This window comes from Ancylobacter sp. TW_SC_1, assembly GCF_056836805.1.
Genome location: NZ_CM166365.1, coordinates 3,819,221 through 3,843,980, shown reverse-complemented (window position 1 = coordinate 3,843,980; position 24,760 = coordinate 3,819,221). Strand labels below are relative to the sequence as shown.

The window sequence follows — 24,760 nt, the reverse complement described above, 5'->3', positions numbered from 1 at the left end:
CTAGGCGAGGATCGCCGCGGCGCTCTTGTACAGCATGTAGCTGGCGACGACGAAGATGAGCGCCGCGAAGATGGTGGCGAGGCGTCCGTTGCGTCCGGCAAGGTGCCGCGCCGTCTTCATGCCGACGATGCTGCCGAGCGCGCCGCCGGCGATGAAGACGAAGGCGAGCGGCCAGTTCACGAGCCCGGAGGCGGCGTAGTTCAGCGCGGTGGTCAGGCCGAAGGCGGTCACCGCCACCAGCGAGGTGCCCACCGCGTTGAGGATCGGCATGCCGGTCGAGCCGATGAGCCCCGGCACGATGAGGAAGCCGCCGCCAATGCCGAAGAAGCCGGAGAAGACGCCGGTGCCGAGGCCGAAGGCGAGTACCTTCGGCGCCTTCTCGCGATTGCATTCGGCGCCGGGCTCGCCCGGATTGCCGCGCCCGCGCAGCATGAGCACGCCGACGACGAGCATCAGCAGCGCGAACAGGAAGAGCAGCTTCTCGCCGTCGACCAGCTTGCCGACGGTCGAGCCGGCGAGGGCGCCGAGCACGCCGGCGGTGGCGTACATGCCGCCGCAGCGCCATTTCACCGTGCCGGCGCGGGCATGGTTGAACAGGCCGATGGCGGCGTTCATCGCTACCGCGAAGGCACTGGTCCCGATGGCGACGTGCGGGTCCCGCACCCCGACCAGATAGACGATCAGCGGGACGGCGAGCACCGACCCGCCGCCGCCGACGAGGCCGAGCGTGAAGCCGACGAGAACGCCGGCCCCCGCGCCAAGCCCGTATTGCATCGGCTCAAGCATCAGGCAGCCTCGTTGGGGGCCGGCTGCACGATCGGCTCCGGCCCGCAGAGCCATTCGCGGCCCTTCAGCATGGCGTGCCAGTAGATCGGCGGCAGCATGCGGTCCTTGAGGAACCAGGCGAGGCGGGTGGGGCGCGTGCCGTCGAGAATCCAGCGCGGGAAGGTGGGCAGCAACGCGCCGCCATAGCCGAACTCGGCCAGCACGATCTTGCCGCGCTCGACGGTGAGCGGGCAGGAGCCGTAGCCGTCATACTGCGCTTGCGGCGCGCGCCCGTCGAGCGCGGCGAGCACGTTGACCGCCACCACGGGCGCCTGCTTGCGGGCGGCGGCCGCGGTCTTGGCGTTCGGCGTGTTGGTGGCGTCGCCCAGCGCGAACACGTCGGGATGGCGCACATGGCGCAGCGTCGCCGGGTCGACCTCGATCCAGCCTCCCGCGCCGGCCAGCGGGCTGTTGGCGACGACGTCGAGCGGCTTCTGCGGCGGCACGGCGTGGAGCATGTCGAAATCGCGCTCGACCCGCTCCGTCGTCCCGTCCGCGCCCTTGCGCTCGAAGGTGGCGGTGCGCGAGGCGCCGTCCACGGCGACCAGCGTCGAGCCGAAATTCAGGTCGATGCCGTAGCGTTCGACATATTCCATCAGCGCGGGGACATAGTTGGCGACGCCGAACAGCACGCCGCCGGCATTGTGGAATTCCACCTCCATGCGCGGCAGGATGCCGGCGTCCCGCCAGATGTCGCAGGACAGGTACATCGCCTTCTGCGGCGCGCCGGCGCATTTGATCGGCATGGGCGGCTGGGTGAACAGCGCGCGGCCCGGCTTCATCGTGCTGGCGAGGCGATAGGTGTAGGGCGCGAGGTCGAAGCGGTAATTCGAGGTGACGCCGTTCTGCCCGAGCGCCTCGGCCAGGCCGGGAATGGCCTCCCAGGCGAGGCGCAGCCCCGGGGCGGCGACCAGCGCGCGGAAGCGCAGCGACGAGCCGTCGGCGAGCGCGACCTCGCGCGTCTCCGGCGCGAAGCCGGCGGCCGCCTGCCGGATCCAGGTGACGCGCGCGGGCATCACGCTCGCCATGGGCACGCAGGTCGTCTCCGGCTTGAAGACGCCGGCGCCGACCATGGTCCAGCCCGGCTGGTAGTAATGGCACTCGGCCGGCTCGACGATGGCGATGTCGAGCGAGGCGCGGCGCTTCAGCAGGCTCGACGCCGTGGCGATGCCGGCCGCGCCGCCGCCGACGATGACCACGTCAAAGATCTTCGCCGCCGGTGCCGTGCCCGACGGCGCGGGGCTCGCGAGGCGCGGGCGCTGGGCCGAGAGATCGAAGCCGGCCACGCTGGTGAGGGCGAGGATCTCCTCCGGCGGACGGCGCCCCGCCTCGGCCAGCGCCCAGAGGGTGGCGGCGCGGGCGCCGCTGCGGCAATAGCCGAGCACAGGGCCGGGAACGCGGTCGAGCACGGCGCGCATTTGCGCCACGTCGGCGTCGCCGAACCGGCCGGGTGTGATCGGGATGTGGACAAACGCCATGCCGAGCGCCTCGGCGAGCGCGGCCATGTCGCCGGCGGCGAGCTGGTTCGCATCCTCGCCATCGGGCCGCGCGCAGAGGATGGAGCGAAAGCCGGCCGCCGCCGCTTCGGCCAGCGCGACATCGTCGAGCGGGCCGGTGACGTGGAAGTCGGGCGTGATCTGTTTCGGCGTCATTGGCGTTTCCTCGATTGTTGTGCGCGGCGCCGCGCACCGCCGGGCGGCGTCGCCCGGGCGCGGCGCCGTCGGATCAGAGCGGGATCAGAGCGTGTCCAGGGGCAGCTTGAGGTAGCGCTTGCCGTTCTCTTCCGGCTCGGGAAGGTGGCCGGCGCGGATGTTCACCTGCACCGAGGGCAGGATGAGCTTGGGCATGGCGAGGGTGGCGTCGCGGCGCATGCGCATGTCGACGAAGGCGTCTTCCTCGACCCCGTCGCGCACGTGGATGTTGCCGGCCCGCTCGGCGCCGACCGTGGTCTCCCAGGCATAGGAGTCGCGGCCCGGGGCCTTGTAGTCGTGGCAGAGGAAGAGCCGCGTCTCGTCCGGCAGCGACAGCAGGCGGCGGATCGAGTGATAGAGCTGGCGGGCGTCACCGCCAGGGAAATCGGCGCGGGCGGTGCCGAAATCGGGCATGAACAGCGTGTCGCCGGTGAACACGACATCGCCGATCACATAGGCCATGTCCGCCGGCGTGTGGCCGGGAACGTGCAGCACCATGGCGGGAATGGAGCCGACGCTGAACGTGTCGCCATCCTCGAACAGCTTGTCGAACTCGGAGCCGTCGCGGGCGAACTCGGTGCCGAAGTTGAAGATCTTCCCGAACACGTTCTGGACGGTGATGATCTCGCGGCCGATGGCGAGCTTGCCGCCGAGCTCGCGCTGGATGTAGGGCGCCGCCGACAGGTGGTCGGCATGGGCATGGGTTTCCAGCAGCCAGTCGATCGTCAGCCCCTCGCGCGTCACATAGGCGATGATCGCGTCCGCCGAGGCGGTGGAGGTGCGTCCGGCCGCCGCGTCGAAATCGAGCACGCTGTCGACCACCGCGCCGCGCCGGGTGACGGGATCGTGGATCACGTAGCTCGCTGTATTGGTCGGCTCGTCGAAGAAGGGTTCGACGGCAAGGCGGGTGTTGGCCTGACGGGCCGCGCGGATCTGCGCGGCGGCGTTCTCGAGAGGAAGGTCGGGCGTCGTTTCGGACATGGTCTGGGACAGGGACTGAGACAGGGACTGAGACATGGCGTCCTCCAATTATCGAACATTGGTTTCATGATTACATATATCGTGTAATTGTAAATGCGGATTGCGCGTATTTCATTCAAGAGGCAATCAGACGGCATGGCTGGAGGACTCATTTCCGTGACCGATTCCGCTACCGTGACGCCGCGCCCGCTGCGGATCGGCGATCCGGCGCCGCTGTTCAGCGCGCGCTCGACGCATGGGCCGGTGGAGCTTTCCGATTTTCGCGGCCGCTGGCTGGTGTTCTTCTCGCACCCGGCGGATTTCACCCCCGTCTGCACCAGCGAGTTCGTCACGCTCGCCCGGCTGGCGCCGAAATTCGCGGCGCTGGACTGCGCGCTGCTCGGCCTGTCGGTGGACAGCCTGTTCTCCCACATGGCCTGGGTGCGGGCGATCCACGGCGTCTTCGATGTCGAGGTGCCGTTCCCGATCGTCGAGGATCCCTCGCTGGTGATCAGCCGCGCCTACGGCATGCTCGACGAGACCGCGCAAGATTCCTCGACGGTCCGCGCGAGCTATTTCATCGATCCCGATGGCATCGTGCAGGCCATCAGCTGGTACCCGATGACGGTCGGCCGCTCGGCCCAGGAAATGCTGCGCCTCGCCGCGGCGCTGAAACGGGTGGCGGCCGGCGACGTGGTCACGCCCGAGGGATGGCAGCCCGGCGCGCCGGTGCTGGCGCCGCTGCGCGGCGGGCAGGCGCTGTTCGAGCCGGGGGACGACTGGTTCTGCCGGCGGGTGAAGGAGACCTGACCGTGCCGATGACGCGCGAACAGGCCACTCTCGCCGTGGAGAAGCTCAAGGCCTACGGGCAGCCGCAGCGCCTGATGATCCTGTCGCATCTGCAGACCGGCGAACTCACCGTCAGCGGCATCGACGCGGCGACCGGCATCGGCCAGCCCGCCCTGAGCCAGCAGCTGGCGGAACTGCGGCGGGCTGGGCTCGTCGCCACGCGGCGCGCCGCCAAGCAGGTGTTCTACCGTCTCGCCGACGCCTCGGTCGCCCATTGCGTGCGCAGCATCGAGACGCAGTTCGGCGACGGCGCCGCCCTGTCCGCCGAGGCGCCGGACGCGGCCCCTCGCGCCGCGGCACCCGTGGCCGCGCCGGCGCGGCGGCCGGTGCAGAAGGATGCCGCCGTCTTCGCCCGCGTGCTGGCGAAGTCGTCCCGCTGACCCCGACCCGCGAAGAGGGCCATTGCCGCGTCCAGAGCGTTTTCTTGTCGATCAGGCGAAATCAACCGATCGACAAGAAAACGCTCTAGATGGCGGCCGGGGACTCCGCCGTCCACGCGTCGGCGGCGTACAGCACGACGCGGTTTCGGCCCTCGGCCTTCCCGCGATACATCGCGATGTCGGCGCGGTTGATCAGCGTCGCGGCATCCAGCAGGCCGCCCTGATCGCTCGCCACGCCGATGCACGCGGAAAGGGAGACCGCGCCAGCGGTGATGTCGAACGGCATACGCAGCCTTTCGAGGATCCGTTCCGCGGCGAGGACGGCCGCGCTTTCGCTGGCGACGACCGGCAGGAGCACGACGAACTCGTCGCCGCCCATGCGGGCGACGGTGTCTTCGTCACGCACCGTCTCGGCGATGCGCTGCGCGACCATGCGGAGCGCCTCGTCGCCCGCAGCGTGCCCCCAGCGGTCGTTGACCGGCTTGAACTCGTCAAGATCGATGAAGAGGAGGGCGACCCTGCGCTCCTCGCGGCGGCTTTGCACGAGGGCCTGGTTGATGCGGTCGGTCAGCAGGGTCCGGTTGGGCAGGTCGGTGAGGGCGTCGAAATTGGCCCGCCGCCAGGTCTCCGCTTCCTTCCGCTTGCGCAGGGTGATGTCGGAGAACAGCGCGACATAACCGGCGTGCCGGCCATCCGGGCGCGTGATGACGCTGATCGCCGCCTGCTCGAAGAACAGCCGGCCGTCCTTGCGCCGGTTGGTGATCTCGCCTTCCCAGGTTCCCTTCGAGTTGAGGCTTTCGAGAATGGCCCGGTAGAAGCCGGGTTCATGCAGGCCGGGGGCCAGGATGTCGGGGCGCTGTCCGACGACCTCCTCGGCGGCATAGCCGGTGATGTCCCTGAACGCCGGATTGACGCGGATGATGCGGCCCTGCGTGTCGGTGACCATGATGCCTTCGGCGGCGGCCTCGAAGACCCGCTCGCTGATGAGCTGGGCTTCTTCGAGCTGCACGGCGTAGGTGATGTCGGTGAAGATGATGACGCCGCCGCGCCGTTCGCCGTCGGGGCCGGGGTTTAGCTGGCGGCCGTTGATGTTGAGCCAGACATAGCGGCCCTGCTCGTCGCGTATGGCGTAGAGTTCCTCGTGGAAGTCCTCGCCGAGGCACCGCCGGCTGGGGCGCTGCTCCTCCAGCACCTCCTGCCCGTGCCGGTCATAGATGCTGATCGAGCGTTCGACGAGATTCTTGGCATCCACGCGCAGGATGGCGAGGGCCATCTCGTTCCAGGCGACGATGCTCTCATTCTCGTCCACGAGCATGATGCCCGCCGGCACGCTCTCGAAGATCGTCCGGTAGCGGAGCTCGCTGGCCCGCAGCGCCCGTTCGAGCTCGAAGCGGTCGGTGACGTCGTGGATGATGGAGTAGAGCGCCAGGCGTCCGCCGAATTGCACCGGCCCGGAGAAGACCTCCACGGTGCGGACCTCGCCGGAGGCCAGGCGGTGCGGGAAGACGAAAGGATGCTTCCGCCCGCTGCGCGCCTCGGCCATGCGCTGCTCGATCTCCTCGCGCGGCAGGCAGTTGATGTCGGCGATCTTCATGCTCACCAGTTGCTGGTGGGTGTAGCCGTAGAAGGCGACCGCGGCCGCATTCGCCGCCAGGATGCGGCCGTCGCTCGGATCCGTGACCAGCTTGATGGAGTGGTTCTGGTCGAACAGCGCGTGGTACTGCACCGCCTGCCGCATGAGTTTTCGACGCTGTCGCATGCCGCGCCGCGCGAGCATGACCAGCGGCACGCCGAGGCCCAGCAGGCCGACGGATCCGATCAGGGTGGTCCGGCGGTGCCGCGCGATTTCCGCGTCGAGCGGGGCGAGGAGATCGGCCGTGGACAGCCCGATGAACACCGCGACCGGGAGGTCGGGCAGCAGCGACCACGCATAGAGGCGCTCGATCGGCTCGCCGACGCCGACGCCGACGCCGGTGAAGCTGCCGCGGTTCGGCGCGTCGGCCGCCAGAAAGGGGCGGCTGAGCGGGACGGCCTTGCCCAGCAGAAGGTCGATGCCGGCGCTGCGCGCGAGATAGGTGCCGTCCGGAATGTGGGCCGCGCCGACGACATCACGGTCGCCGAGCACGATCTGGGCCAGCTCTTCCGACAGGAAGCGCGGCGACAGCGTGAGGACGACGACGCCTGTAATGCCTCCCCCGCTCAGGACCGGGCGTGCCAGAGGGACGAACCAGCCGTCCCGGCCCATGCGGCGCTCCGCCTCGCCGAGCACCAGCGTGTCGAGGCCGGCGGCCGATTTCAGCTTGTCGAAATAGGAACGGTCGGCGATGAGCACCGGCGTCGATGCGGGGTCGGTGGATTTGAGCAGGCGTCCCTCGCCGTCATAGAGGGCGATCCGGGCTTCGGCCGAGGCGGGAAGAAGGGCGAGCGCCTTCGCCGCATAGGTGACGACATCATTCGGCGCGGCCGCGAGGTTGAGGCGGACGTCCTGGAGCAGGTAGTCGGCTCCACGAAAGGTTGCGGCCAGTTGCTGGCGGGCAGCTTCCGTGATCTGGGTCGCCCGCACCCGGCCGGTCTCCATGACCTCCGATCGCGCCTGGGCGAACGAATATTCCGAGTAAATCCAATAAGCTGAGATCAGCACAACGAGCGTAACCGACGCCGCGACGATGCGGGTTATGCTGACCCTCGCGCTCATCAGAACTCTCAGCTCGACCTGATCTAGGTTAACGACGGGTTGTTGGAGCTGCGTGATATTGTGACTTACGTAACAGATCAATTTTAATTTCGTAGTTCAATCGGTGCATCGGGTCGTGGCGCGGGCGCTCGGGCGCGGCTTGACCTTACGTTTTCGTGCTGTCTTCGGATGGTGAAGCGGTGGACGACCGGCTGATCCTCAGCCCGGCTCCGCAGGACAGGGCCACGCCGGTTGGCGCCGCATAGGCCCGCTCATCCCCTCAGCCTGTAAAGCCCGACGTCGATGGCGCCGGCGCGGAAGCCGCCCTCGCAATAGCTCAGATAGTATTCCCACAGGCGGTTGAACTCCTCGCCGAAGCCGAGGCGTTCCACCTCGTGCCGGGCGGCGAGGAAGTTCTCGCGCCATTGCGCCAAAGTGCGGGCATAGCTGAGGCCGAAATGTTCGCTGCCGGCCAGTTCCAGGCCCGCGTGTCCGGCATGCTTGGCGATGTGGGCGGTGGTGGGCAGCATGCCGCCGGGAAAGACGTGGCGCTGGATGAAGTCGGTGTTGCGCCGGTAGTCCTCGAAGCGGTCCTCGGCGATGGTGATGACCTGCAGCACCGCCGTGCCGCCGGGGGCCAGGCATTCCCGCAGCTTGGCGAAATAGACCGGCCAGTACGGCTCGCCGACCGCCTCCAGCATCTCGATGGAGACGACGCGGTCGTAGCGTTCGGCGATGTCGCGGTAATCCTGTAGGCGCAGCTCGACGCGACCGGCGAGCGTGGCGTCGGCGGCGATCATCGCCTGTCCGTGCGCGAGCTGCTCCCGCGACAGCGTGATGCCGGTGACGTCGGCGCCGTGCCGGGCGAGCGCCGCCGCCAGCCCGCCCCAGCCGCAGCCGATTTCCAGCACGCGCTGGCCCGGCGCCACATCGAGCAATTCGATGATGCGGGAGAGCTTGGCCTGCTGCGCCTCGTCCAGGCTCTGTCCCGGCCGGGTATGGAGCGCGGAGGAATAGCTCATGCCGGGGTCGAGCCAGAGGCGGTAGAAATCGTTGCCGAGATCGTAGTGGAAGGAAATGTTGCGCCGGCTGCCGGAGCGGGAATTGGCGCGCAGCGCGTGGCGCAGCCGGTTCCACAGTCGTACCGGCGGCAGCGCCGCGAGGCGCGCGGCGATCTGCGGCAGGTTGCGGGCGGCGAGCTCGATGAAGGCGGGAAGATCCGGGCTCGACCAGTCGCCGGCGACATAGGCCTCGGAGAAGGCGACGTCGCCGCCGGTGACGAGCCGGCGCAGCGCGCGCCAGCGGTGCAGCACCAGCGTCGCCTCCGGCCCCGTCAGCCGCGCCCGCCCGACGAGACGCTTGCCCTCCGGGGTGACGATGGCGAGGCCGCCGACCGCCAGCCGGTCGAGCAGGCGCGACAGCAGCATCTCGCGCAGCCCCGGCCGGGCCGGCGCCTCGGCCATCGTGGCGGGGATTTCATGGAGGCGATCGGCGTCGCTGCGCATGCGGCACGGTCCTCAGGGGCGGGGGGACGACGAGATGCTGACCGGGCGGTCGGGCGGCGGCGGGCGTCGGCGCAGGCCGATGCCTTTGGCCCAGAGGCGCAGCGCCTCCCAATGGATGCCCGCGACCACTTTCGCGGTCAGCAGCGGATAGGCGAGGAGGGCGTAGGCGAGCTGGCCGTCGTCGAGCGGGCGCCGCGCCGCGCTGTGCACCGCGCTCAGCACCGGGCCGGCGGCGTCGCTGGCGAGGATCGCCACGCGAAGCTGCTCTCCCGGCGGATGGACGCGGAAGGAATAGGTGAGATCCATGTCCATGAAGGGCGAGACGTAGAAGCACTTGCGCGCCTGCTGGCGGACGATGCCGTCCGCCGCCGCGTCGGCCGGCAGCAGATAGGAATGGCGCTGGCCGAAAGTGTTGTTGACCTCGCAGAGCACGGCGAGCAGCGCCCCGCCGCGGCGGTAGCAGAAATAGACGCTCAGCGGATTGAAGGCGTAGCCGAACAGGCGCGGCATGGTGAGCAGCCGGACCGGCCCGCCATCCGGCGTGAGGCCGGCCGAGGCGAGCAGGCGCTCGACCTGCGCCTTCAATGCCCCGCCATCGGGCGCGCCATAGTCGCGGTCGTGGAAGCTGAACGCGTTGAAGCGGTTGCGCGAGAACAGGCGCAGCTTGCCGGCCAGCGCGTCGATCTCGTCGAGGTCGAGCAGGAAGGAGCACATGCGGTAGGCGAGTCGATGCCGGCGCGGCTTGAGCCGTACATGCATCACCGATCCGGTGTAGAGGGCGGAGGAAAGCCCGCTCATGAGGCGATCTCCCATTCGCTGCGCGGCGCGCCTGCGGCGGCCAGCGGGATGCGCCCGGATTCGTCCGCAACCGACCAGGGCCGGCGCACGCCGCCGAGCTGCTCGGCCACGGCGAGCCCGGCCTGCAGCCCGTCCTCGTGGAAGCCCGCGCCGAAATAGGCGCCGCAGAACCACACGCCGCCATCGCCCTGCAGCGACCAGAGCCGCGCCTGCGCCCGCATCGCCCCGGTATCGAAAAGCGGGTGCTCGTAGGTCACGCGATGGGCGACGGTCGAGGGGTCCGGCGCGACGATGGGATTGAGGGTGACGAAGAGCGGCCGGGAGGCAGGAATGTCCTGCAGCTTTTTCATCCAGTAGGTGACGCAGAGCCGCTCGCCTTCGCGGCGGTCGGCCAGGTAGTTCCACGCCGCCCACGCCGCGCGCCGCCGCGGCATGAGGCGCGGGTCGCGGTGCAGCACCGCCTCGTTGCGGCTGTAGCGGAAGGCGCCGAGCAGTTCGCCTTCCGCCGCGCGCGGCGCGTCGAGCATGGCGAGCGCCTGATCGGCATGGGTGGCGAGCACGACATGGTCGAACCGGCGCTCGGCGCCGGTCTCGTCGAGGAGAACGACCCCGCCCGGCACGCGTCGCACCCGCGCTATCGCCGTGCCGGTCAGCACATGCCCGCCCGTCGCCGCGCGCAGCCGCGCGACATAGGCGCGGCTGCCGCCCACCACGGTACGCCAGGCCGGGCGGTCGGCGATCTGGAGCAGGCCGTGATTCTCGCAGAAACGGACGAAGGAAGCGGCGGGGTAGCGCCCGACCTCCGCCGCCGGCGTCGACCAGATCGCCGCCGCCATCGGGTAGAGGTGATCGTGCCGGAAGGCGGCGCCATAGCCCTTGGCATCGAGGTAGTCGTCGAGGCTCGCCGTGCCCATGGCGGGCAGGTCGCGCGGCGCGTTGCGGTAGAAGCGCAGCAGCTCGCGCAGCATCGCGCCGAAACGCGGCGAGAGCAGGTTGGCCGGCTGGGCGAAGAGACCGCGCAGGCTCGACCCCGAATATTCCAGCCGCCCGCCATCGAGCGAGACGGCGAACGACATGTCCGAGGCGCGCGTGCGCACGCCGAGATGGGCGAACAGCGCGGTGAGGTTGGGATAGGTCTTCTCGTTGTAGACGATGAAGCCGGTGTCGACGGCCACGCCGTCCGCCTCGACGGTGTTGGAGTGGCCGCCGAGCCTTCCGTCGGCCTCGAACAGCGTCACCTCGTGGCGCGTCGACAGCAGCCAGGCGGCCGAAAGGCCGGCTATGCCGCTGCCGACGACGGACACCTTGAGCGGCGTGCCGGGGGTGAAGTCCGGACGGATGTTCATGCGCGACTTCCGGGGGCTGTCGAGAGATGAGCGGTGGAGCGAAGGGGCGGCGTTCTCTAGGGTGTACGGTGCCGGGCTTCCGCTGGATCACCGTCGGCGCGATGATCCGGTGTCGAGGCCCGCGCGTAGAAGGGGGCATGAATGCCTTGCTCGAACCTGTCCGACCTGCCGACGGCAACGCGCCGCGCCCTGCGCGCCGGGGGCAGGTCGTGACGCATCCTCGCGATGACGCCATCATGCCGACCGGAGACGAACTCGACGGGTTGATCCTCAAGATCGCCGCCGAGCGCGACCGGCAGGCCTTCGCGCGGGTCTACCGGCATTTCGCGCCGCGCGTCGCCGCCTTCCTGCGCCGATCCGGCATCAGCGCGAACGCGGCCGAGGAGATCGCCCAGGAGACGATGCTCTCGGTCTGGCGCAAGGCGTCCTATTTCGACCCGGCGCGCGCCGGGGCGGCGACGTGGATCTTCACCATCGCCCGCAACCGGCGCATCGACCACCTGCGGCGGCTTCGCGTGGCGGGCGCGGCCGCGAGCGAGATGCCGGAGGAGAGCGAGACCGCGCCCTCGGGCGAGACGCTGCTGCTGGCCTGCGAACGCGAGGCCCGCGTGCGCTCCGCCCTGGCGACGCTTTCCGACGAGCAGGCGACGGTGCTGCGGCTGTCCTTCTTCAGCGAGAAGGCGCATTCCGAGATCGCCCGCGAGCTCGGCCTTCCGCTCGGCACGGTTAAATCGCGCGTGCGGCTCGCCCTCGGCAAGCTGCGCGCGCTGCTCGAAGGCGAATCATGACTGTCCGTCATCACGCGACCGACGAAACCCTCCTGCGCTACGCCGCCGGCACGCTCGCCGCCGGCCCGGCGCTGGTCGTCGCGACCCATCTGTCCGGCTGCCCGGTCTGCCGCTCCCGTCTGGCCGCGTTCGAGGCGGTCGGCGGGGCGCTTCTGGAAGACATGGAGCCGGCGCCCATGGCCCCGGACGCCTTCGCCGCCGCCATGCGCGCCATCGACGCCGCCGAGCAGGCGCCCCCGGCGCCGGCCCGGCGCCATGCCGGCGGCCGCTCGCTGGCGACCCTGCCGGGCGGCATCGCCCTGCCCGGACCGCTGCGCGACTGCGAGATCGGCCCGTGGCGCTGGATCGGCATCGGCATCCGCGCCAGCGCGGTGACGCTGCCGGGCGATCCCTCGGCCCGGGCGACGCTGCTGCGCGTCGGCCCGAACCGCAAGCTGCCCGAGCATGGCCATGTCGGCACCGAGTTCACCCAGGTGATATCGGGCTCCTTCTCCGACGGCTATGGGCGCTACATACCCGGCGATCTCAGCGAGGTGGACGCGGAGATCGAGCACCAGCCGGTGGTCGATCCCGATAGCGAATGCATCTGCCTCGCCGCGCTGGAGGGCAGCATGCGGCTGACCGGACTGTTCGGCCGGCTGATCCAGCCCTTCGTGCGGCTGTAGGGCATCGCGCAGGGCCAGGGCGTCCTCGCGCGACGCCCTTTCGCCGGCAGGGCGTGAGCGGGGAGTGCCGGCCTGATGAGCATCACGCTGCTTCTCGCCATTCTCGCCGCCGCCCTTTGCGCGGCGATGGCGCTGGCGTGGGCGGTCGCCGAGCGCAGCGGCAATCATGGCTGGGTCGACACCATCTGGTCCTTCGCCGTCGGCGCGGCCGGGGTGGCGGGCGCGCTCCTGCCGGCCGGTGCCGACGCGTGGCCGGGGCGGCAGATGCTGGTCGCCGCGCTGGTCGCCGCCTGGTCGCTGCGGCTCGGCCTGCACATCCTGCGGCGAACGCTGCGGGGGCATGACGATCCGCGCTATGCCGAGCTGCGCCGCCAATGGGGCGAGCGGGCGCCGGCCCGCCTGTTCCGGTTCCTGCAGATACAGGCGCTGGCCGGCTGGGTGCTGGTGCTGGCTGTGGTCGCGGCGGCGCGCAACCCGCTGCCGGAGCCGCATGCCGGCGACGCCCTCGGCCTCGCGCTGTTCGCCGCCGGCGTCATCGGAGCGGGCGTCGCCGACCGGCAGCTCGCGCGCTTCCGCGCCGACCTCGCCAATCGCGGGCGGGTCTGCGACCGGGGTCTCTGGGGGCTGACGCGCCATCCCAACTATTTCTTCGAATGGCTCGGCTGGCTCGCCTATCCGGCGATCGCCATCGACCTCGCGGGTGGCTATCCCTACGGCTTCGCCGCGCTGCTCGCTCCGCTGCTCATCTATGTACTGCTCGTCCACGCCTCCGGCATTCCGCCGACGGAGGCGCACATGCTGCGCTCGCGGGGCGAGGCTTTCCGCGCCTATCAGCGGCGTGTGAACGCCTTCTGGCCCGGCCCCCGGCGCGCGCCGTCCGGCGGCTCCGGATCCTGAGCCTCGTCGCCGCCGGCGCGGCTGGGTGGCCGGGGCGTTCAGCTCTCGAGCCAGCCCATCGCAGCGCGGGTGAGCAACATGCCGGCGGTGGCCGACAGGGCGGTGAGGACGGTTCCCCAGGCGAGATCGGCCAGCGTGATGGCCAGCGGCCAGTTGCGCAGGGTGGCGTGATTGGTCAGGTCGTAGGTGCCGTAGGCGACGAGGCCGAACAGCGCGCCGAGCGCCAGCGCGGTGGTCCAGCGGCCCGAGGCGAGGGCGGGCTGGACGACGAAGATCATGACGCCGGCGACATAGAGCAGGTAGAAGGCGATGGCCGCCGACAGGTTCACCTGGTCGGCCATGAGGTCGCCGAGCCGCGGCCGGTAGAGCCGGCCGGCCATCTGGCTCAGCCAGATCGTGTCGATGGCCAGGAACACGAGGCCCGTGGCCAGATAGCTGATGACATGGACCATTGCCGCTTTCCCCGTGGCACCACGTGCGCCTGTGACGGCTTACGGCCGGCGCGCGCCTGCGGATCAACGCCGGCCCGCGCCGTCACTGGACGGCTCGCGGGAGGAAGACTAGACCGCTAGCCATGCCTCCCGCGCTCATCATCTTCGATTGCGACGGCGTGCTGATCGACAGCGAGGTTCTCGCCGCCCGCGCGCTCATCGACGAACTTGCGTGTCACGACGTCGTCGTGGACATGGGCTTCGTCGCGCGCCATTTCATCGGCCGCGCCTATCCGGTGATCCTGACCGAGGTGCGGGCGCGTTTCGGCATCGCGCTTCCCGCCCGGTTCGAACAGGATTATCGCACCCGCCTGCTCGCCGCCTTCGAGACCGGGCTGAGCGCCATGGCGGGCGCGGCGGCGGCACTGGCGGCTCTGCGCGTGCCGTTCTGCGTCGCCACTTCCTCCAGCCCGCAAAGGCTAGCCGCCTCGCTGCGGATCGCCGGGCTCGACGCCCAGTTCGCCGGCCGCGCCTTCACCGCCTCCGAGGTGGCGCGCGGCAAGCCGGCGCCCGACCTCTTCCTGCATGCGGCGGCGGGGATGGGGGCCGATCCGGCGGCCTGCGTCGTGGTCGAGGACAGCGCCGCCGGGCTTGCTGCGGGACTTGCCGCCGGCATGGAGGTTTGGCATTTCGTCGGCGGCAGCCATTTCGCCGTTCTGGACATGCCGCTGCCCGACGCGTCGCGCCCGCTTCGTCGCTTTGCGAGCTTTGCGGAAATCCGGGCGACCCTGCCCGACCTCTTCGATGCGCCGGCTGGCCCGGCGAGACTGGCATGAGCATGACGCCCGATACCGACGCCTCGATCGACGACCAGGCAGCCCGCGCGGCGTGGCTCTATTATGTCGGCGGCCTGACGCAGGACCAGATCGCCGGCGAGATGGGCCTGTCGCGCCAGCGCGCCCAGCGTCTGGTCAGCCGGGCGGTCGCGGCCGGTCTGATCCATGTCCGCCTCAACCATCACCTCGCCCGGTGTCTCGAACTGGAGGCGGCGTTGCGCGACCGCTTCGGGCTGGTGCGCTGCCGCGTGATGCCCGGCCTCGGGCCGGGCCGCGATCCCGTGCGCTCCATCGCGCCGGCGGCGGCCGAGGAGATGGAGCGGGTACTGGCCGAGAGCGGCTCGCGCGTCATCGCGCTGGGCACCGGGCGGGCGCTGCGCGGCATGGTGGACGCGCTGAGCCCGGTGGAGGCGCCGCAGCACCGGCTGGTCTCGCTGCTCGGCAACATCGCGCTCGACGGCTCGGCGTCCTATTTCGAGGTCATCATGCGCCTCGCCGAGAAGGTGAGGGCGCCGCACTACCCGATGCCGGTTCCCGTGCTGGTCGACACGGTCGAGGAGAACAGGACGCTGCAGGCGCTGGGGGCCGTGCGCAAGGTGCGCGGGTTGGCGCAGGCCGCCGACGTGACCTTCGTCGGCGTCGGCCAGATGAGCGACGACGCTCCGCTGATGCTGGACGGCTTCCTTACCCCGGACGAACTGCACGAAATCCAGCGCGCGGGGGCGGCCGGCGAGGTGGCCGGCTGGATCTATGACGGCAAGGGGCGCTATCTCGACCTCTCGCTCAACTGCCGCCTCACCGGCGTGAGGGTGGAGATCGCCCAGCCGGAGCGCCCGGTGATCGGCATCGCCGCCGGTGCGGCGAAGATCGTCGCCCTCACGGCGGCGCTCACCTCCGGCATCATCAACGGGCTCGTGACCGACGAGCCGACCGCCGCCGGCATTCTCGCCGCCTGAGCCGCCGGCCAGGCCGGCCTCCCACGCACACGCGCATGTGACGCTCCGGCGGCGTGCCGGAACGGCGCGCCGCGTGCACAATAAAGCGGCCTGGCGTCGTACTATAGTACCGTTTCCGGCGCCTTTTCGACCAATGATGGGCGGACTGCTCGCGTGTGCAGCATCGAATTCACTTGACGCCCGCATGGGTGAACGTGAGTATTTGCCCATACGGCGATTATTTGCTCAAAGAACGCCGAAAGGGAGGAAAGCTATGACCGTGACATTCCGCGCCTTCGCGGGCGCCTCGCTTGTGCTGGCCCTGACGGGTGCCGCCGCGGCGGAGACGACCATCACCGTCGCCACCGTGAACAATGGCGACATGATCCGCATGCAGCGCCTCATGCCGGCCTTCAACGCCCAGCATCCCGACATCAAGGTCAACTGGGTGACGCTGGAAGAGAACGTGCTGCGCCAGCGCGTGACCACCGACATCGCCTCCAAGGGCGGCCAGTACGACGTGCTGACCATCGGCAATTACGAAGTGCCGATCTGGGCCAAGCAGGGCTGGCTGATGCCGCTGGAGAATCTCGGCGCCGATTACGACCAGGCCGACCTGCTGCCGCAGGTGGCGCAGGGCCTCACCGTGAACGGCAAGCTCCACGCCGTGCCGTTCTACGCCGAGAGCTCCATGCTGATGTACCGCACCGACCTTCTGCAGAAGGCCGGGCTGAAGATGCCGGAAAATCCCGACTGGGACTTCATCACCGACGCCGCGGCGAAGATGACCGACAAGGGCGCCGGCATCTACGGCATCTGCCTGCGCGGCAAGGCCGGCTGGGGCGAGAACATGGCGTTCCTCACCTCGATGAACAATTCCATGGGCGGGCGCTGGTTCGACATGGAGTGGAAGCCGCAGTTCAACGCGCCCGAGTGGAAGAAGACCCTCGACACCTATCTAAAGCTGATGAAGGACTACGGCCCGCCCGGCTCCTCGTCCAACGGCTTCAACGAGAACCTCGCGCTGTTCCAGACCGGCAAATGCGGCATGTGGATCGACGCCACCGTCGCCGCCTCCTTCATCTCCGACCCGAAGGAATCGCAGGTTGCCGACAAGGTCGGCTTCGCCCCGGCGCCGGTGCGCAAGGGCGGTTCGAACCACGGCAACTGGCTGTGGTCGTGGAACCTCGCCATCCCGGCGACCACGTCCAAGGCGGAAGCCGCCAAGACCTTCGTCGCCTGGGCGACCTCGCCGGCCTACACCAGGCTGGTGGCGGAGAAGGACGGCATCGCCAACGTGCCGCCCGGCACCCGCACCTCGCTCTACAAGAACCCCGAATACCTTAAGGTCGCGCCGTTCGCGGCGATGACGCTGACCGCCATCGAGGCGGCCAACACGCAGAAGCCGTCCGATCTCAAGGTGCCCTATACGGGCGGACAGTTCGTCGCCATCCCGGAGTTCCAGGCCATCGGCACCGCCGTCGGCCAGCAGTTCTCCGCCGCGCTCGCCGGCAAGGCCAGCGCCGACCAGACGCTCGCCGCCTCGCAGGCCCTGACCGCGCGCGAGATGACCCGCGCCGGTTATCCGAAATAGGCGCCCGGCAAAGGACCGCCCCTTCCGAAGGGGCGGCTCGCCTCGTCCGTCCGGCGCCCGCCCGCGCCGACGGATGTTCCCGACGCGGCCCGGGATCTCCCGCTTCCGGGCCGCGTCGGGACTAGGCCCGACGTGGACGCGCCGCGGTTGCGCCGCTCTCCGTCCCGCCAGTCCCGACCCGTTCCGTCAACCCAAAGCCCGTGGCGCCTGCCGCCCGCGGCGTGCTCCGGCCAGGGAGACCATCCATGGCGACGCAAGCCTCACGCATTGCCGGCCGGCTGATGCTCTCCCCGGCGGTCATCCTGCTGTTTCTCTGGATGATCGTGCCGCTGGGCATGACCGTCTATTTCTCCTTCCTGCGCTTCAACCTGCTGATGCCGGGAACCGAGGAATTCACCGGATTCGAGAACTATTTCTATTTCTTCACCGACCCGGCCTTCTGGCCCGCGCTGCTCAACACGCTGACGCTGGTCTTCGGCGTGCTGCTGATCACCGTGGTCGGCGGGGTGGGGCTGGCGGTGCTGCTCGACCAGCCCATGTGGGGGCAGGGGATCGTGCGCATCCTCGTCATCGCGCCGTTCTTCGTCATGCCGAGCGTGTCCGCGCTGGTGTGGAAGAACATGCTGATGAACCCGGTGAACGGGCTGTTCGCGGCACTTGCGCGCGGACTGGGGCTGGAGCCGATCGACTTCTTCGCCGACGCGCCGCTGGCCTCCATCATCGCCATCGTCGCCTGGCAGTGGCTGCCCTTCGCCACGCTGATCCTGTTCACGGCGATGCAGAGCCTCGACCGCGAACAGATGGAAGCGGCCGAAATGGACGGCGCCGGCCCGCTCTGGCGCTTCGTGCATCTCACCATTCCGCACCTGATGCGGGCGATGACGGTGGTGGTGCTGATCCAGACCATCTTCCTGCTGTCGGTCTTCGCCGAAATCCTCGTCACCACCAATGGCGGGCCGGGCACGGCCTCCACCACGCTGACCTTCCTCGTCTACATGCAGTCCATGCTGCAGTTCGACGTGGGCCTCGGTTCCGCCGGCGGCATCGTCGCCGTCATCCTCGCCAACATCGTCGCGATCTTCCTGATGCGGATGATCGGCAAGAAATTGGAGGCATGACATGGCACGCGAGGCTTCCACGGGCCGCAAGGCCGCGACCACCGTCCTCGCCTGGGGCGTGGCGCTGCTGATCTTCTTCCCAATCCTCTGGACGGTGCTGACCTCCTTCAAGACGGAGGGCGAGGCGATCGCGCAGCATCCCTCCTTCCTGTTCTTCGACTGGACGCTGGAGAATTACGAGACGGTGAACCAGCGCTCCGACTACCTCGCGCATTTCTGGAACTCGGTGGTGATCTCCGTCGGCTCCACCGTAGTCGGGCTGATCATCGCGGTGCCCGCCGCCTGGTCGATGGCCTTCGTGCCCGGCAGGCGGACCAAGGACCTCCTGATGTGGATGCTCTCCACCAAGATGCTGCCGGCGGTGGGCGTTCTGGTACCGATCTACCTGCTGGCCCGCGATGCCGGCCTGCTCGACACCAAGACCGGCCTCGTCATCGTGCTGACGCTGGTCAACCTGCCGATCATCGTGTGGATGCTCTACACCTACTTCAAGGAGATCCCCGGCGAGATACTGGAAGCCGCGCGCATGGACGGCGCCACGCTGTCGTCGGAAATCCTCTACGTGCTGACGCCCATGGCCGTGCCGGGCATCGCCTCGACGCTGCTGCTCAACGTCATCCTCGCCTGGAACGAGAGCTTCTGGACGCTGAACCTGACGGCGGCGACCGCCGCGCCGCTCACCGCCTTCATCGCCAGCTATTCGAGCCCGGAAGGGCTGTTCTACGCCAAGCTGTCGGCCGCCAGCACCATGGCCATCGCGCCCATCATGATCCTGGGCTGGTTCAGCCAGAAGCAGCTCGTGCGCGGGCTGACCTTCGGCGCCGTGAAATAGGGAGAGACCCATGGGCGAGATCGTTCTTTCCGAGGTCAGGAAGTCCTTCGGCGGCGTGTCGATCATCCAGGGGATCGACCTCGTCATCCCCGATGGCGAGTTCGTGGTGTTCGTCGGCCCCTCGGGCTGCGGCAAGTCCACCCTGCTGCGCCTCATCGCCGGGCTGGAGGACACCACGTCCGGCACCATTTCCATCGACGGCAAGGACGCGACAAGGCTGCCGCCGGCAAAGCGCGGCCTCGCCATGGTGTTCCAGAGCTACGCGCTCTACCCGCATATGAGCGTGGCCAAGAACATCGCCTTCCCGCTGCGCATGGCGGGTCTGCCGGCCGAGGAGCAGCAGCGCAAGGTGGAGGCGGCGGCGAAGGTGCTGAACCTCACCCCCTATCTCGACCGCAAGCCGAGCCAGCTTTCCGGCGGCCAGCGCCAGCGCGTCGCCATCGGCCGCGCCATCGTGCGCGAGCCGGCGGCGTTCCTGTTCGACGAGCCGCTGTCCAATCTCGACGCGGCGCTGCGCGTCTCGATGCGGCAGGAAATCTCCGAACTGCACCACACGCTCAAGACCACCATGGTCTACGTCACCCATGACCAGGTGGAGGCCATGACCATGGCCGACCGCATCGTGGTGCTGAATGCCGGGCGCATCGAGCAGGTCGGCAGCCCGCTGGACCTCTACCGCGCACCGGCCAACCTCTTCGTCGCCGGCTTCATCGGCAGCCCGAAGATGAACCTCGTCGAGGGCGCGGAGGCGGCCAAGCATGGCGCCCACACGCTCGGCATCCGGCCCGAGCATATCGACCTCGTCGAGGACGGGCCGTGGAAGGGCATGGTCGGGCTGTGCGAGCACCTCGGCTCGGACACCTTCCTGAAGGTCGACGTGGAGGGCATCGGCCAGATCAACGTTCGTGTCGGCGGCGACGTTCCCTTGCGCCACGGCGCGCGGGTGAGCCTCGCCCCGCAGGCCGACAAGCTCCACCGCTTCGACCCCACGGGAATGGCCATCGCGTGACGGGCGGGGACCCGGCCGTCACGGCCGTATTCTCGCTCCCCCGCGCGGCCGATTTCAGCGTCGCCGATGCCGCGGCGACAACCGGAAGACCTGAGACATGACGACCCCCGCCTTCGCGCTCCCCGCCTATGACCGCGCCCGCCTGACGCCGGGCATCGTGCATATCGGCCTCGGCAATTTCCACCGCGCCCATCAGGCGGTCTATCTCGACGACCTGTTCGCCCTCGGCGAGGGCCATGACTGGGCCATCATCGGCGCCGGCGTGCGCCCGGCCGATGCCGCGATGCGCGCGGCGCTGAAGGCGCAGGACTGCCTCTCCACCGTGATCGAGCTCGACCCCACCGGCCGGCGCGCGCGCCGCATCGGGGCGATGATCGACTTCCTGCCGGTCGAGCCGGGCAATGGCGCGCTGATCGCCGCCATGTCGAAGCCGGAGATTCGCATCGTCAGCCTGACGGTGACGGAAGGCGGCTACTTCATGGATTCGGCCGGCCGGCTCGACACGGCGGCGCCCGCCATCAAGGCCGACGCGGCCAATCCCGGCTCGCCGGAGACCGCGTTCGGCGCCATCCTCGCCGCGCTGAGGGCGCGCCGCGCCGCGGGGCTGCCGCCCTTCACCGTGATGTCCTGCGACAACCTTCCCGGCAATGGCAACGTCACCCGGCAGGTGGTGGTAGGGCTGGCGCGGCTCTCCGATCCGGACTTCGCCGCCTGGGTCGAGGCCAATGTCGCCTTCCCCAATGGCATGGTCGACCGCATCACCCCCGCCACCGGCGAGCGCGAGCGGGCCATGGCGGCGGCGTTCGGGCTCGACGATCCGGTGCCGGTGACCTGCGAGCCGTTCCGCCAATGGGTGCTGGAGGATCATTTCCCCGCCGGCCGCCCGGCGCTGGAGAAGGTCGGCGTCGTCTTCACCGATCATGTCCACGCCTATGAGGCGATGAAGATCCGCATTCTCAATGGCGGCCACGCCATCATCGCCTATCCCGGCGGACTGATGGATGTCGCGCTCGTGCACGAGGCGATGGAGGAGCCGCTCATCTCCGCTTTTCTCGACAAGGTGGAGCGCGAGGAGATCATTCCTATCGTACCGCCGGTGCCGGACACCGACCTTCACGCCTATTACGCGATCATCCGCGAGCGCTTCGCCAATCCGGAAGTGGCGGACACGGTGCGCCGGCTCTGCCTCGACGGCTCGAACCGCCAGCCGAAATTCATCGTGCCCTCGATCCGCGACAACCGTGCCGCCGGCCGCCTGCCGCAGGGACTGATCCTCGAATCCGCGCTGTGGTGCCGCTACTGCGCCGGGGTGAGCGACAGCGGCGCGGCGATCGAGCCGAACGACCCCAACTGGGACGAACTGACGGTTCGGGCGCGGAAGGCGAAGGCCGACCCGGCGGCATGGCTCGCCATGAGCGAGGTCTATGGCGAACTCTACCGAGACACCGACGTCGTGGCGGCTTTCGCGCGCGCGCTCGACGCGCTATGGGCGAAGGGCACGCGGGCGGTGCTGGGCGACTATCTCGCGCGCTGAGGCCCGATCCGGTCACGAGGTTCGATCATGTCCGCTCCCGCACAGGCGCACGCGCCGGTTCTCCTCTGTGCCGGCGAGGCGCTGATCGACATGGTGCCGCGTCCGACGCCGGAAGGGCAGGCCTTCCTGCCGCTGCCGGGCGGGGCGGTGTTCAACACCGCCATCGCGGCCGCCCGCCTCGGCGTGAACACGCGGTTCTGGTACGGCCTGTCCACCGACATGTTCGGCGTGCAGCTCCGCGCCGCGCTCGATGCCGCCGGTGTGGACAGCGGCCTGTGCGCGCCGGTCGAGCGGCCCTCGACACTCGCCTTCGTGACGCTGGTCGAGGGGCAGGCGCGCTATCTCTTCCTCGACGAGAACACCGCCGGCCGGATGCTGACGCCGGCCGACATCCCCGACCTGCCGGCGGATATTGGCGTGCTGTTCTTCGGCGGCATCAGCCTCGTGGGCGAGCCGGTGGGCTCGGCCATGGAGGCGCTGGCGGCGAGGACGGCGGGCGACGGGCAGGGGCGGCTGATCATGCTCGACCCCAATATCCGCCCCGGCTTCATCCGCGACGAGGCGGCCTATCGTGCCCGCATCCGCCGGCTCATAGGCCTCAGCCATGTGGTGAAGCTCTCCGACGAGGATCTGTTCTGGCTGACCGGACCGGGCGATCTCGCCACGCAGGCGCGCGCGGTGCAGGCGATGGGGCCGCGCCTCGTGCTGATCACGCTGGGTGCGGATGGGGCGCGGGCCTTCGGCGCGGGCCTCGATGTCGCCGTGCTGGGGCAGGTGGTGACGGTTGCCGACACGGTGGGGGCGGGCGACACCTTCAACGCGGCCTTCCTGTGCGCGCTGGTCGAGCGCGGGCTGGCGACGCCGGAAGCGCTCGCCGGGCTTTCCGCCGAGGCGCTCGAACCGGCGCTGGTCTTCGCCATCCGGGCGGCGGCCATCTCGGTCACGCGGGTGGGCGCCAATCCGCCCTGGCGGAGCGAAGTCGCCGACCTCGCCTGAGCGCGCATCCGCCGGGCAGGGCCCGGCGTCGATATCGGGGAACCCGACCGCGCGCCGGTCGCGCGAATGTACAGGGCCGTGCGGCTTTCCCGCCTTCCGGGCCGTGTGCCGTCCCTTCCGCCGGAACCCGGCCATGCGGGGGACGTTGACCCTCGACACGGCCAGAACGGGAGGAGACCTCATGACCCGTAGCCAGCCGACCCCCGACACACCGCCTTCGCCCGCGCCGGGCGTGCCGCCAATGCCGGACGGCAATCCGGTCCCCGTTCCCGCGCCAATCCGCGATCCGGTCCGGCCACCGGTGCGCGACCCGGATGTGCCGGACATTCGCGACCCGGACCCGCCAGACATCAGCGACCCGCCGCCGGCGCCGCCTCCGCCGCGCAGGAGCGCGCATGGCGCGGGCGGCGTCGACCCGATCGCCGCTCCGAAGCCGTCGCGCGCGCCTCCACGCGACCGCCCGCCGCCCGGCATCGACGATCCGGTGGAGCCACCCGATCCCGATCCGGCCATCACGCCCGATGTCGGCGAACCCGAGGACGAGCCGTTGCCGCTGCCCTTGGAGCTTCCGCCGCGCCAACCGGGACCGGCGCCGCTCCAGCCCCTGGCGCAGTCTTAAACGCAGAAATTCGGGAACGTTGCCTCGATTAAGCGGTTTTCCCTGTGCTGAACGGCACAGAGATCGTGTCGAACGCACCGTGTTACCGAACATTCACAGGAATACCGCTCCTGAAGGAGGAATTTACCATGGGTCTGTTCTCGAAAGACATCAAGTCGATGGACGATCTGTTCGTCCATACGCTCCAGGACATCTATTACGCCGAGAAGAAGATCGCCAAGTCGCTGCCGACTATGATCAGGAAGGCGGGCGATCCGCAGCTCAAGGCGGACTTCAAGGCGCATCTCGGCGAGACCGAGAACCACATCCTGCGCCTCGAGGAAGTGTTCAAGATGCATGGCGTCGAGGCGAAGGCGGTCAACTGCCCGGCCATTGACGGCATCCTCGACGAGGCCGATGAGGTCGCCGGCGACGTGGCGGACAAGCAGGTGCTCGACGCGGCGCTGATCGCCGCCGCCCAGGCGGTCGAGCATTACGAGATCACCCGCTACGGCACGCTCATCTCCTGGGCCAAGCTGCTGGGTCGTCCCGACTGCGCCGCCGTCCTCGCCAAGAACCTGAGCGAGGAGAAGAGCGCCGACGTCAAGCTGACCAAGCTGGCGGAGTCCCGGGTCAATCTGCACGCGGCCGAGTAAGCCGGCATCCAGCGGCGCCGGTCTCCATGCTTCCCCCATGGCAGACCGGCGCCGGATCATCGCAAGGGAGACAGCCATGCCCGCGAAATCCAAGGCCCAGCAGATGGCCGCCGGCGCGGCTCTCGCGGCCAAGCGCGGCGAGACGAAGAAGAGCGATCTCAAGGGCGCCTCGCGCTCCATGGAGAAATCCATGTCCGAGACGCAGCTCGAAGAGTTCGCCAGCACAAGACGCAAGGGCAAGCCGGAACGGGTGCAGACCCGTCACTGACCACTGGCGACGCCGTAGCCCGGCCGTCATCGGGACGGTCGGGCGTCCTCGTTCGACGATCCTCGTGGGGCTATCGGATGGCGCTCAGCAGCACGCGCTCGGGTCAGCCGACGCGCTCGTTCTTCACGCGGTTTTCGCAATGGGTGTCGATGCAGGCGGGCAAGCCGGTGACGTTCGCCGCCGCCGCCGGCCTCATCGTGCTGTGGGCGCTCACCGGCCCCTTCGTCGGCTTCGGCGACACCTGGCAGCTCATCATCAATACCTCGACCACCATCATCACCTTCCTGATGGTGTTCGTGATCCAGAACAGCCAGAACCGCGACACGGCGGCGCTCCACATCAAGATCGATGAACTGATCGCGCGGACCGAGGGCACGCGCCGGGTGCTGCTCGATCTCGAAGAGCTTGACGACGACGCCCTGGAGGAAATCCGGTCGGAGTACGAGGCTCTCGCCCGTCGCGAACGCGAGGGCGGGGAGGACGGCGCGCCCGAACACCGTCCACGTCGAGGCGGCTCCGGCCGTTCCCCGAAGCGCGCGCCGCCTTCCGGCGCATGACCACCCAGGCGACCGGCC

Annotated in this window: 25 protein-coding genes; 17 read left to right on the top strand and 8 right to left on the bottom strand. The window is 69.4% G+C overall.

Translation table 11 applies throughout. The features are described from left to right. The 3 genes from AC1PZ7_RS18085 to AC1PZ7_RS18075 all read right to left on the bottom strand — a co-directional run bounded on the left by AC1PZ7_RS18085 (window position 1) and on the right by AC1PZ7_RS18075 (window position 3,497). Window positions 1-789: a sulfite exporter TauE/SafE family protein gene (locus AC1PZ7_RS18085; protein WP_482359673.1), complete on the bottom strand. Its 789-nt coding sequence runs from the start codon at window positions 787-789 to the stop codon at window positions 1-3. Next, window positions 786-2,477, bottom strand: a complete 1,692-nt coding sequence (locus tag AC1PZ7_RS18080; RefSeq protein ID WP_482356572.1) for a bifunctional protein tyrosine phosphatase family protein/NAD(P)/FAD-dependent oxidoreductase — start codon at window positions 2,475-2,477, stop codon at window positions 786-788. Before AC1PZ7_RS18080 ends, AC1PZ7_RS18085 begins: the two co-directional genes overlap by 4 nt. 84 nt (window positions 2,478-2,561) lie before the next feature. Next, a complete protein-coding gene (locus AC1PZ7_RS18075) occupies window positions 2,562-3,497 on the bottom strand; it encodes an MBL fold metallo-hydrolase (RefSeq protein ID WP_482359672.1) in 936 nt (311 codons plus the stop codon). Window positions 3,498-3,632: 135 nt separating this feature from the next. On the opposite strand from AC1PZ7_RS18075, the gene AC1PZ7_RS18070 reads away from it, so the two are divergent. Together AC1PZ7_RS18070 and AC1PZ7_RS18065 are read left to right on the top strand one after the other, a co-directional pair. Beyond that, window positions 3,633-4,286, top strand: coding sequence for a peroxiredoxin (locus tag AC1PZ7_RS18070; RefSeq protein ID WP_482356571.1), 654 nt, complete (start codon window positions 3,633-3,635; stop codon window positions 4,284-4,286). Window positions 4,287-4,294: 8 nt separating this feature from the next. After that, window positions 4,295-4,705: an ArsR/SmtB family transcription factor gene (locus AC1PZ7_RS18065; RefSeq protein WP_482359671.1), complete on the top strand. Its 411-nt coding sequence runs from the start codon at window positions 4,295-4,297 to the stop codon at window positions 4,703-4,705. An 85-nt stretch (window positions 4,706-4,790) separates the two neighbouring features. Here the strand turns inward: AC1PZ7_RS18065 and AC1PZ7_RS18060 are convergent, their stop codons facing one another. From AC1PZ7_RS18060 to AC1PZ7_RS18045, 4 genes are all read right to left on the bottom strand, one after another. Continuing rightward, complete coding sequence (locus AC1PZ7_RS18060) at window positions 4,791-7,400, bottom strand: PAS domain S-box protein (RefSeq protein ID WP_482356570.1); 2,610 nt, start codon at window positions 7,398-7,400, stop codon at window positions 4,791-4,793. A 251-nt stretch (window positions 7,401-7,651) separates the two neighbouring features. After that, entirely contained in the window at window positions 7,652-8,884 is a 1,233-nt protein-coding gene (locus tag AC1PZ7_RS18055) for a class I SAM-dependent methyltransferase (RefSeq protein WP_482356569.1), read from the bottom strand. 12 nt (window positions 8,885-8,896) lie between these two features. Then, window positions 8,897-9,682, bottom strand: a complete 786-nt coding sequence (locus tag AC1PZ7_RS18050; protein ID WP_482356568.1) for a DUF1365 domain-containing protein — start codon at window positions 9,680-9,682, stop codon at window positions 8,897-8,899. Then, window positions 9,679-11,028 (bottom strand): NAD(P)/FAD-dependent oxidoreductase, encoded by a 1,350-nt coding sequence (locus AC1PZ7_RS18045; RefSeq protein WP_482356567.1) that lies wholly within the window; start codon window positions 11,026-11,028, stop codon window positions 9,679-9,681. The genes AC1PZ7_RS18050 and AC1PZ7_RS18045 overlap by 4 nt, the downstream gene beginning before the upstream one ends. Before the next feature lie 236 nt (window positions 11,029-11,264). Here AC1PZ7_RS18045 and AC1PZ7_RS18040 point away from each other — a divergent pair, with 236 nt between their 5' ends. From AC1PZ7_RS18040 to AC1PZ7_RS18030, 3 genes are all read left to right on the top strand, one after another. Then, window positions 11,265-11,816 (top strand): sigma-70 family RNA polymerase sigma factor, encoded by a 552-nt coding sequence (locus AC1PZ7_RS18040; protein WP_482359670.1) that lies wholly within the window; start codon window positions 11,265-11,267, stop codon window positions 11,814-11,816. Next, entirely contained in the window at window positions 11,813-12,481 is a 669-nt protein-coding gene (locus tag AC1PZ7_RS18035) for a ChrR family anti-sigma-E factor (protein WP_482356566.1), read from the top strand. Before AC1PZ7_RS18040 ends, AC1PZ7_RS18035 begins: the two co-directional genes overlap by 4 nt. Before the next feature lie 75 nt (window positions 12,482-12,556). Beyond that, the gene (locus tag AC1PZ7_RS18030; RefSeq protein ID WP_482356565.1) at window positions 12,557-13,378 is read left to right on the top strand and encodes a DUF1295 domain-containing protein; all 822 of its coding nucleotides are present in this window, start codon (window positions 12,557-12,559) and stop codon (window positions 13,376-13,378) included. A gap of 38 nt (window positions 13,379-13,416) precedes the next feature. Here AC1PZ7_RS18030 and AC1PZ7_RS18025 read toward each other — a convergent pair whose 3' ends face one another. Further along, window positions 13,417-13,830 (bottom strand): DUF2177 family protein, encoded by a 414-nt coding sequence (locus AC1PZ7_RS18025; protein ID WP_482356564.1) that lies wholly within the window; start codon window positions 13,828-13,830, stop codon window positions 13,417-13,419. 122 nt (window positions 13,831-13,952) lie between these two features. On the opposite strand from AC1PZ7_RS18025, the gene AC1PZ7_RS18020 reads away from it, so the two are divergent. The 12 genes from AC1PZ7_RS18020 (at window position 13,953) to AC1PZ7_RS17965 (ending at window position 24,742) form a co-directional block, all read left to right on the top strand. Then, entirely contained in the window at window positions 13,953-14,645 is a 693-nt protein-coding gene (locus tag AC1PZ7_RS18020; RefSeq protein ID WP_482356563.1) for an HAD-IA family hydrolase, read from the top strand. Further along, window positions 14,642-15,601, top strand: coding sequence for a sugar-binding transcriptional regulator (locus AC1PZ7_RS18015; RefSeq protein ID WP_482356562.1), 960 nt, complete (start codon window positions 14,642-14,644; stop codon window positions 15,599-15,601). Before AC1PZ7_RS18020 ends, AC1PZ7_RS18015 begins: the two co-directional genes overlap by 4 nt. Before the next feature lie 259 nt (window positions 15,602-15,860). Beyond that, a complete protein-coding gene (locus AC1PZ7_RS18010) occupies window positions 15,861-17,174 on the top strand; it encodes an ABC transporter substrate-binding protein (protein ID WP_482359669.1) in 1,314 nt (437 codons plus the stop codon). A gap of 245 nt (window positions 17,175-17,419) precedes the next feature. After that, window positions 17,420-18,292, top strand: coding sequence for a carbohydrate ABC transporter permease (locus tag AC1PZ7_RS18005; protein ID WP_482356561.1), 873 nt, complete (start codon window positions 17,420-17,422; stop codon window positions 18,290-18,292). Between the two features lies 1 nt (window position 18,293). Further along, window positions 18,294-19,124: a carbohydrate ABC transporter permease gene (locus AC1PZ7_RS18000; RefSeq protein WP_482356560.1), complete on the top strand. Its 831-nt coding sequence runs from the start codon at window positions 18,294-18,296 to the stop codon at window positions 19,122-19,124. Between the two features lie 10 nt (window positions 19,125-19,134). Then, a complete protein-coding gene (locus AC1PZ7_RS17995) occupies window positions 19,135-20,133 on the top strand; it encodes an ABC transporter ATP-binding protein (protein ID WP_482356559.1) in 999 nt (332 codons plus the stop codon). Between the two features lie 97 nt (window positions 20,134-20,230). Beyond that, window positions 20,231-21,667 (top strand): mannitol dehydrogenase family protein, encoded by a 1,437-nt coding sequence (locus tag AC1PZ7_RS17990; protein WP_482356558.1) that lies wholly within the window; start codon window positions 20,231-20,233, stop codon window positions 21,665-21,667. 27 nt (window positions 21,668-21,694) lie between these two features. Continuing rightward, window positions 21,695-22,663, top strand: a complete 969-nt coding sequence (locus AC1PZ7_RS17985; protein WP_482356557.1) for a carbohydrate kinase family protein — start codon at window positions 21,695-21,697, stop codon at window positions 22,661-22,663. A gap of 181 nt (window positions 22,664-22,844) precedes the next feature. Next, window positions 22,845-23,282: a hypothetical protein gene (locus tag AC1PZ7_RS17980; protein ID WP_482356556.1), complete on the top strand. Its 438-nt coding sequence runs from the start codon at window positions 22,845-22,847 to the stop codon at window positions 23,280-23,282. A gap of 128 nt (window positions 23,283-23,410) precedes the next feature. Continuing rightward, window positions 23,411-23,917, top strand: coding sequence for a YciE/YciF ferroxidase family protein (locus AC1PZ7_RS17975; protein ID WP_482356555.1), 507 nt, complete (start codon window positions 23,411-23,413; stop codon window positions 23,915-23,917). 76 nt (window positions 23,918-23,993) lie between these two features. Next, window positions 23,994-24,185 carry a DUF3008 family protein gene (locus tag AC1PZ7_RS17970; protein ID WP_482356554.1) on the top strand — a complete coding sequence of 64 codons (192 nt, stop codon included), beginning with the start codon at window positions 23,994-23,996 and terminating at the stop codon, window positions 24,183-24,185. 77 nt (window positions 24,186-24,262) lie between these two features. Then, window positions 24,263-24,742, top strand: a complete 480-nt coding sequence (locus AC1PZ7_RS17965) for a low affinity iron permease family protein (RefSeq protein WP_482356553.1) — start codon at window positions 24,263-24,265, stop codon at window positions 24,740-24,742. Window positions 24,743-24,760 lie beyond the last annotated feature (18 nt).

What these genes read in the sequence shown, in the direction of transcription:
- AC1PZ7_RS18080 (WP_482356572.1), bottom strand. Translation starts at nt 2,477, where the DNA reads ATGACGCCGAAACAGATCACGCCCGACTTCCACGTCACCGGCCCGCTC.
- AC1PZ7_RS17970 (WP_482356554.1), top strand. Translation starts at nt 23,994, where the DNA reads ATGCCCGCGAAATCCAAGGCCCAGCAGATGGCCGCCGGCGCGGCTCTC.
- AC1PZ7_RS18020 (WP_482356563.1), top strand. Translation starts at nt 13,953, where the DNA reads ATGCCTCCCGCGCTCATCATCTTCGATTGCGACGGCGTGCTGATCGAC.
- AC1PZ7_RS18075 (WP_482359672.1), bottom strand. Translation starts at nt 3,497, where the DNA reads ATGTCCGAAACGACGCCCGACCTTCCTCTCGAGAACGCCGCCGCGCAG.
- AC1PZ7_RS17980 (WP_482356556.1), top strand. Translation starts at nt 22,845, where the DNA reads ATGACCCGTAGCCAGCCGACCCCCGACACACCGCCTTCGCCCGCGCCG.
- AC1PZ7_RS18055 (WP_482356569.1), bottom strand. Translation starts at nt 8,884, where the DNA reads ATGCGCAGCGACGCCGATCGCCTCCATGAAATCCCCGCCACGATGGCC.
- AC1PZ7_RS17985 (WP_482356557.1), top strand. Translation starts at nt 21,695, where the DNA reads ATGTCCGCTCCCGCACAGGCGCACGCGCCGGTTCTCCTCTGTGCCGGC.
- AC1PZ7_RS18035 (WP_482356566.1), top strand. Translation starts at nt 11,813, where the DNA reads ATGACTGTCCGTCATCACGCGACCGACGAAACCCTCCTGCGCTACGCC.
- AC1PZ7_RS17995 (WP_482356559.1), top strand. Translation starts at nt 19,135, where the DNA reads ATGGGCGAGATCGTTCTTTCCGAGGTCAGGAAGTCCTTCGGCGGCGTG.
- AC1PZ7_RS18060 (WP_482356570.1), bottom strand. Translation starts at nt 7,400, where the DNA reads ATGAGCGCGAGGGTCAGCATAACCCGCATCGTCGCGGCGTCGGTTACG.
- AC1PZ7_RS18000 (WP_482356560.1), top strand. Translation starts at nt 18,294, where the DNA reads ATGGCACGCGAGGCTTCCACGGGCCGCAAGGCCGCGACCACCGTCCTC.
- AC1PZ7_RS18070 (WP_482356571.1), top strand. Translation starts at nt 3,633, where the DNA reads ATGGCTGGAGGACTCATTTCCGTGACCGATTCCGCTACCGTGACGCCG.
- AC1PZ7_RS17965 (WP_482356553.1), top strand. Translation starts at nt 24,263, where the DNA reads ATGGCGCTCAGCAGCACGCGCTCGGGTCAGCCGACGCGCTCGTTCTTC.
- AC1PZ7_RS18040 (WP_482359670.1), top strand. Translation starts at nt 11,265, where the DNA reads ATGCCGACCGGAGACGAACTCGACGGGTTGATCCTCAAGATCGCCGCC.
- AC1PZ7_RS18050 (WP_482356568.1), bottom strand. Translation starts at nt 9,682, where the DNA reads ATGAGCGGGCTTTCCTCCGCCCTCTACACCGGATCGGTGATGCATGTA.
- AC1PZ7_RS18065 (WP_482359671.1), top strand. Translation starts at nt 4,295, where the DNA reads ATGACGCGCGAACAGGCCACTCTCGCCGTGGAGAAGCTCAAGGCCTAC.
- AC1PZ7_RS18030 (WP_482356565.1), top strand. Translation starts at nt 12,557, where the DNA reads ATGAGCATCACGCTGCTTCTCGCCATTCTCGCCGCCGCCCTTTGCGCG.
- AC1PZ7_RS17990 (WP_482356558.1), top strand. Translation starts at nt 20,231, where the DNA reads ATGACGACCCCCGCCTTCGCGCTCCCCGCCTATGACCGCGCCCGCCTG.
- AC1PZ7_RS18005 (WP_482356561.1), top strand. Translation starts at nt 17,420, where the DNA reads ATGGCGACGCAAGCCTCACGCATTGCCGGCCGGCTGATGCTCTCCCCG.
- AC1PZ7_RS18015 (WP_482356562.1), top strand. Translation starts at nt 14,642, where the DNA reads ATGAGCATGACGCCCGATACCGACGCCTCGATCGACGACCAGGCAGCC.
- AC1PZ7_RS18025 (WP_482356564.1), bottom strand. Translation starts at nt 13,830, where the DNA reads ATGGTCCATGTCATCAGCTATCTGGCCACGGGCCTCGTGTTCCTGGCC.
- AC1PZ7_RS17975 (WP_482356555.1), top strand. Translation starts at nt 23,411, where the DNA reads ATGGGTCTGTTCTCGAAAGACATCAAGTCGATGGACGATCTGTTCGTC.
- AC1PZ7_RS18045 (WP_482356567.1), bottom strand. Translation starts at nt 11,028, where the DNA reads ATGAACATCCGTCCGGACTTCACCCCCGGCACGCCGCTCAAGGTGTCC.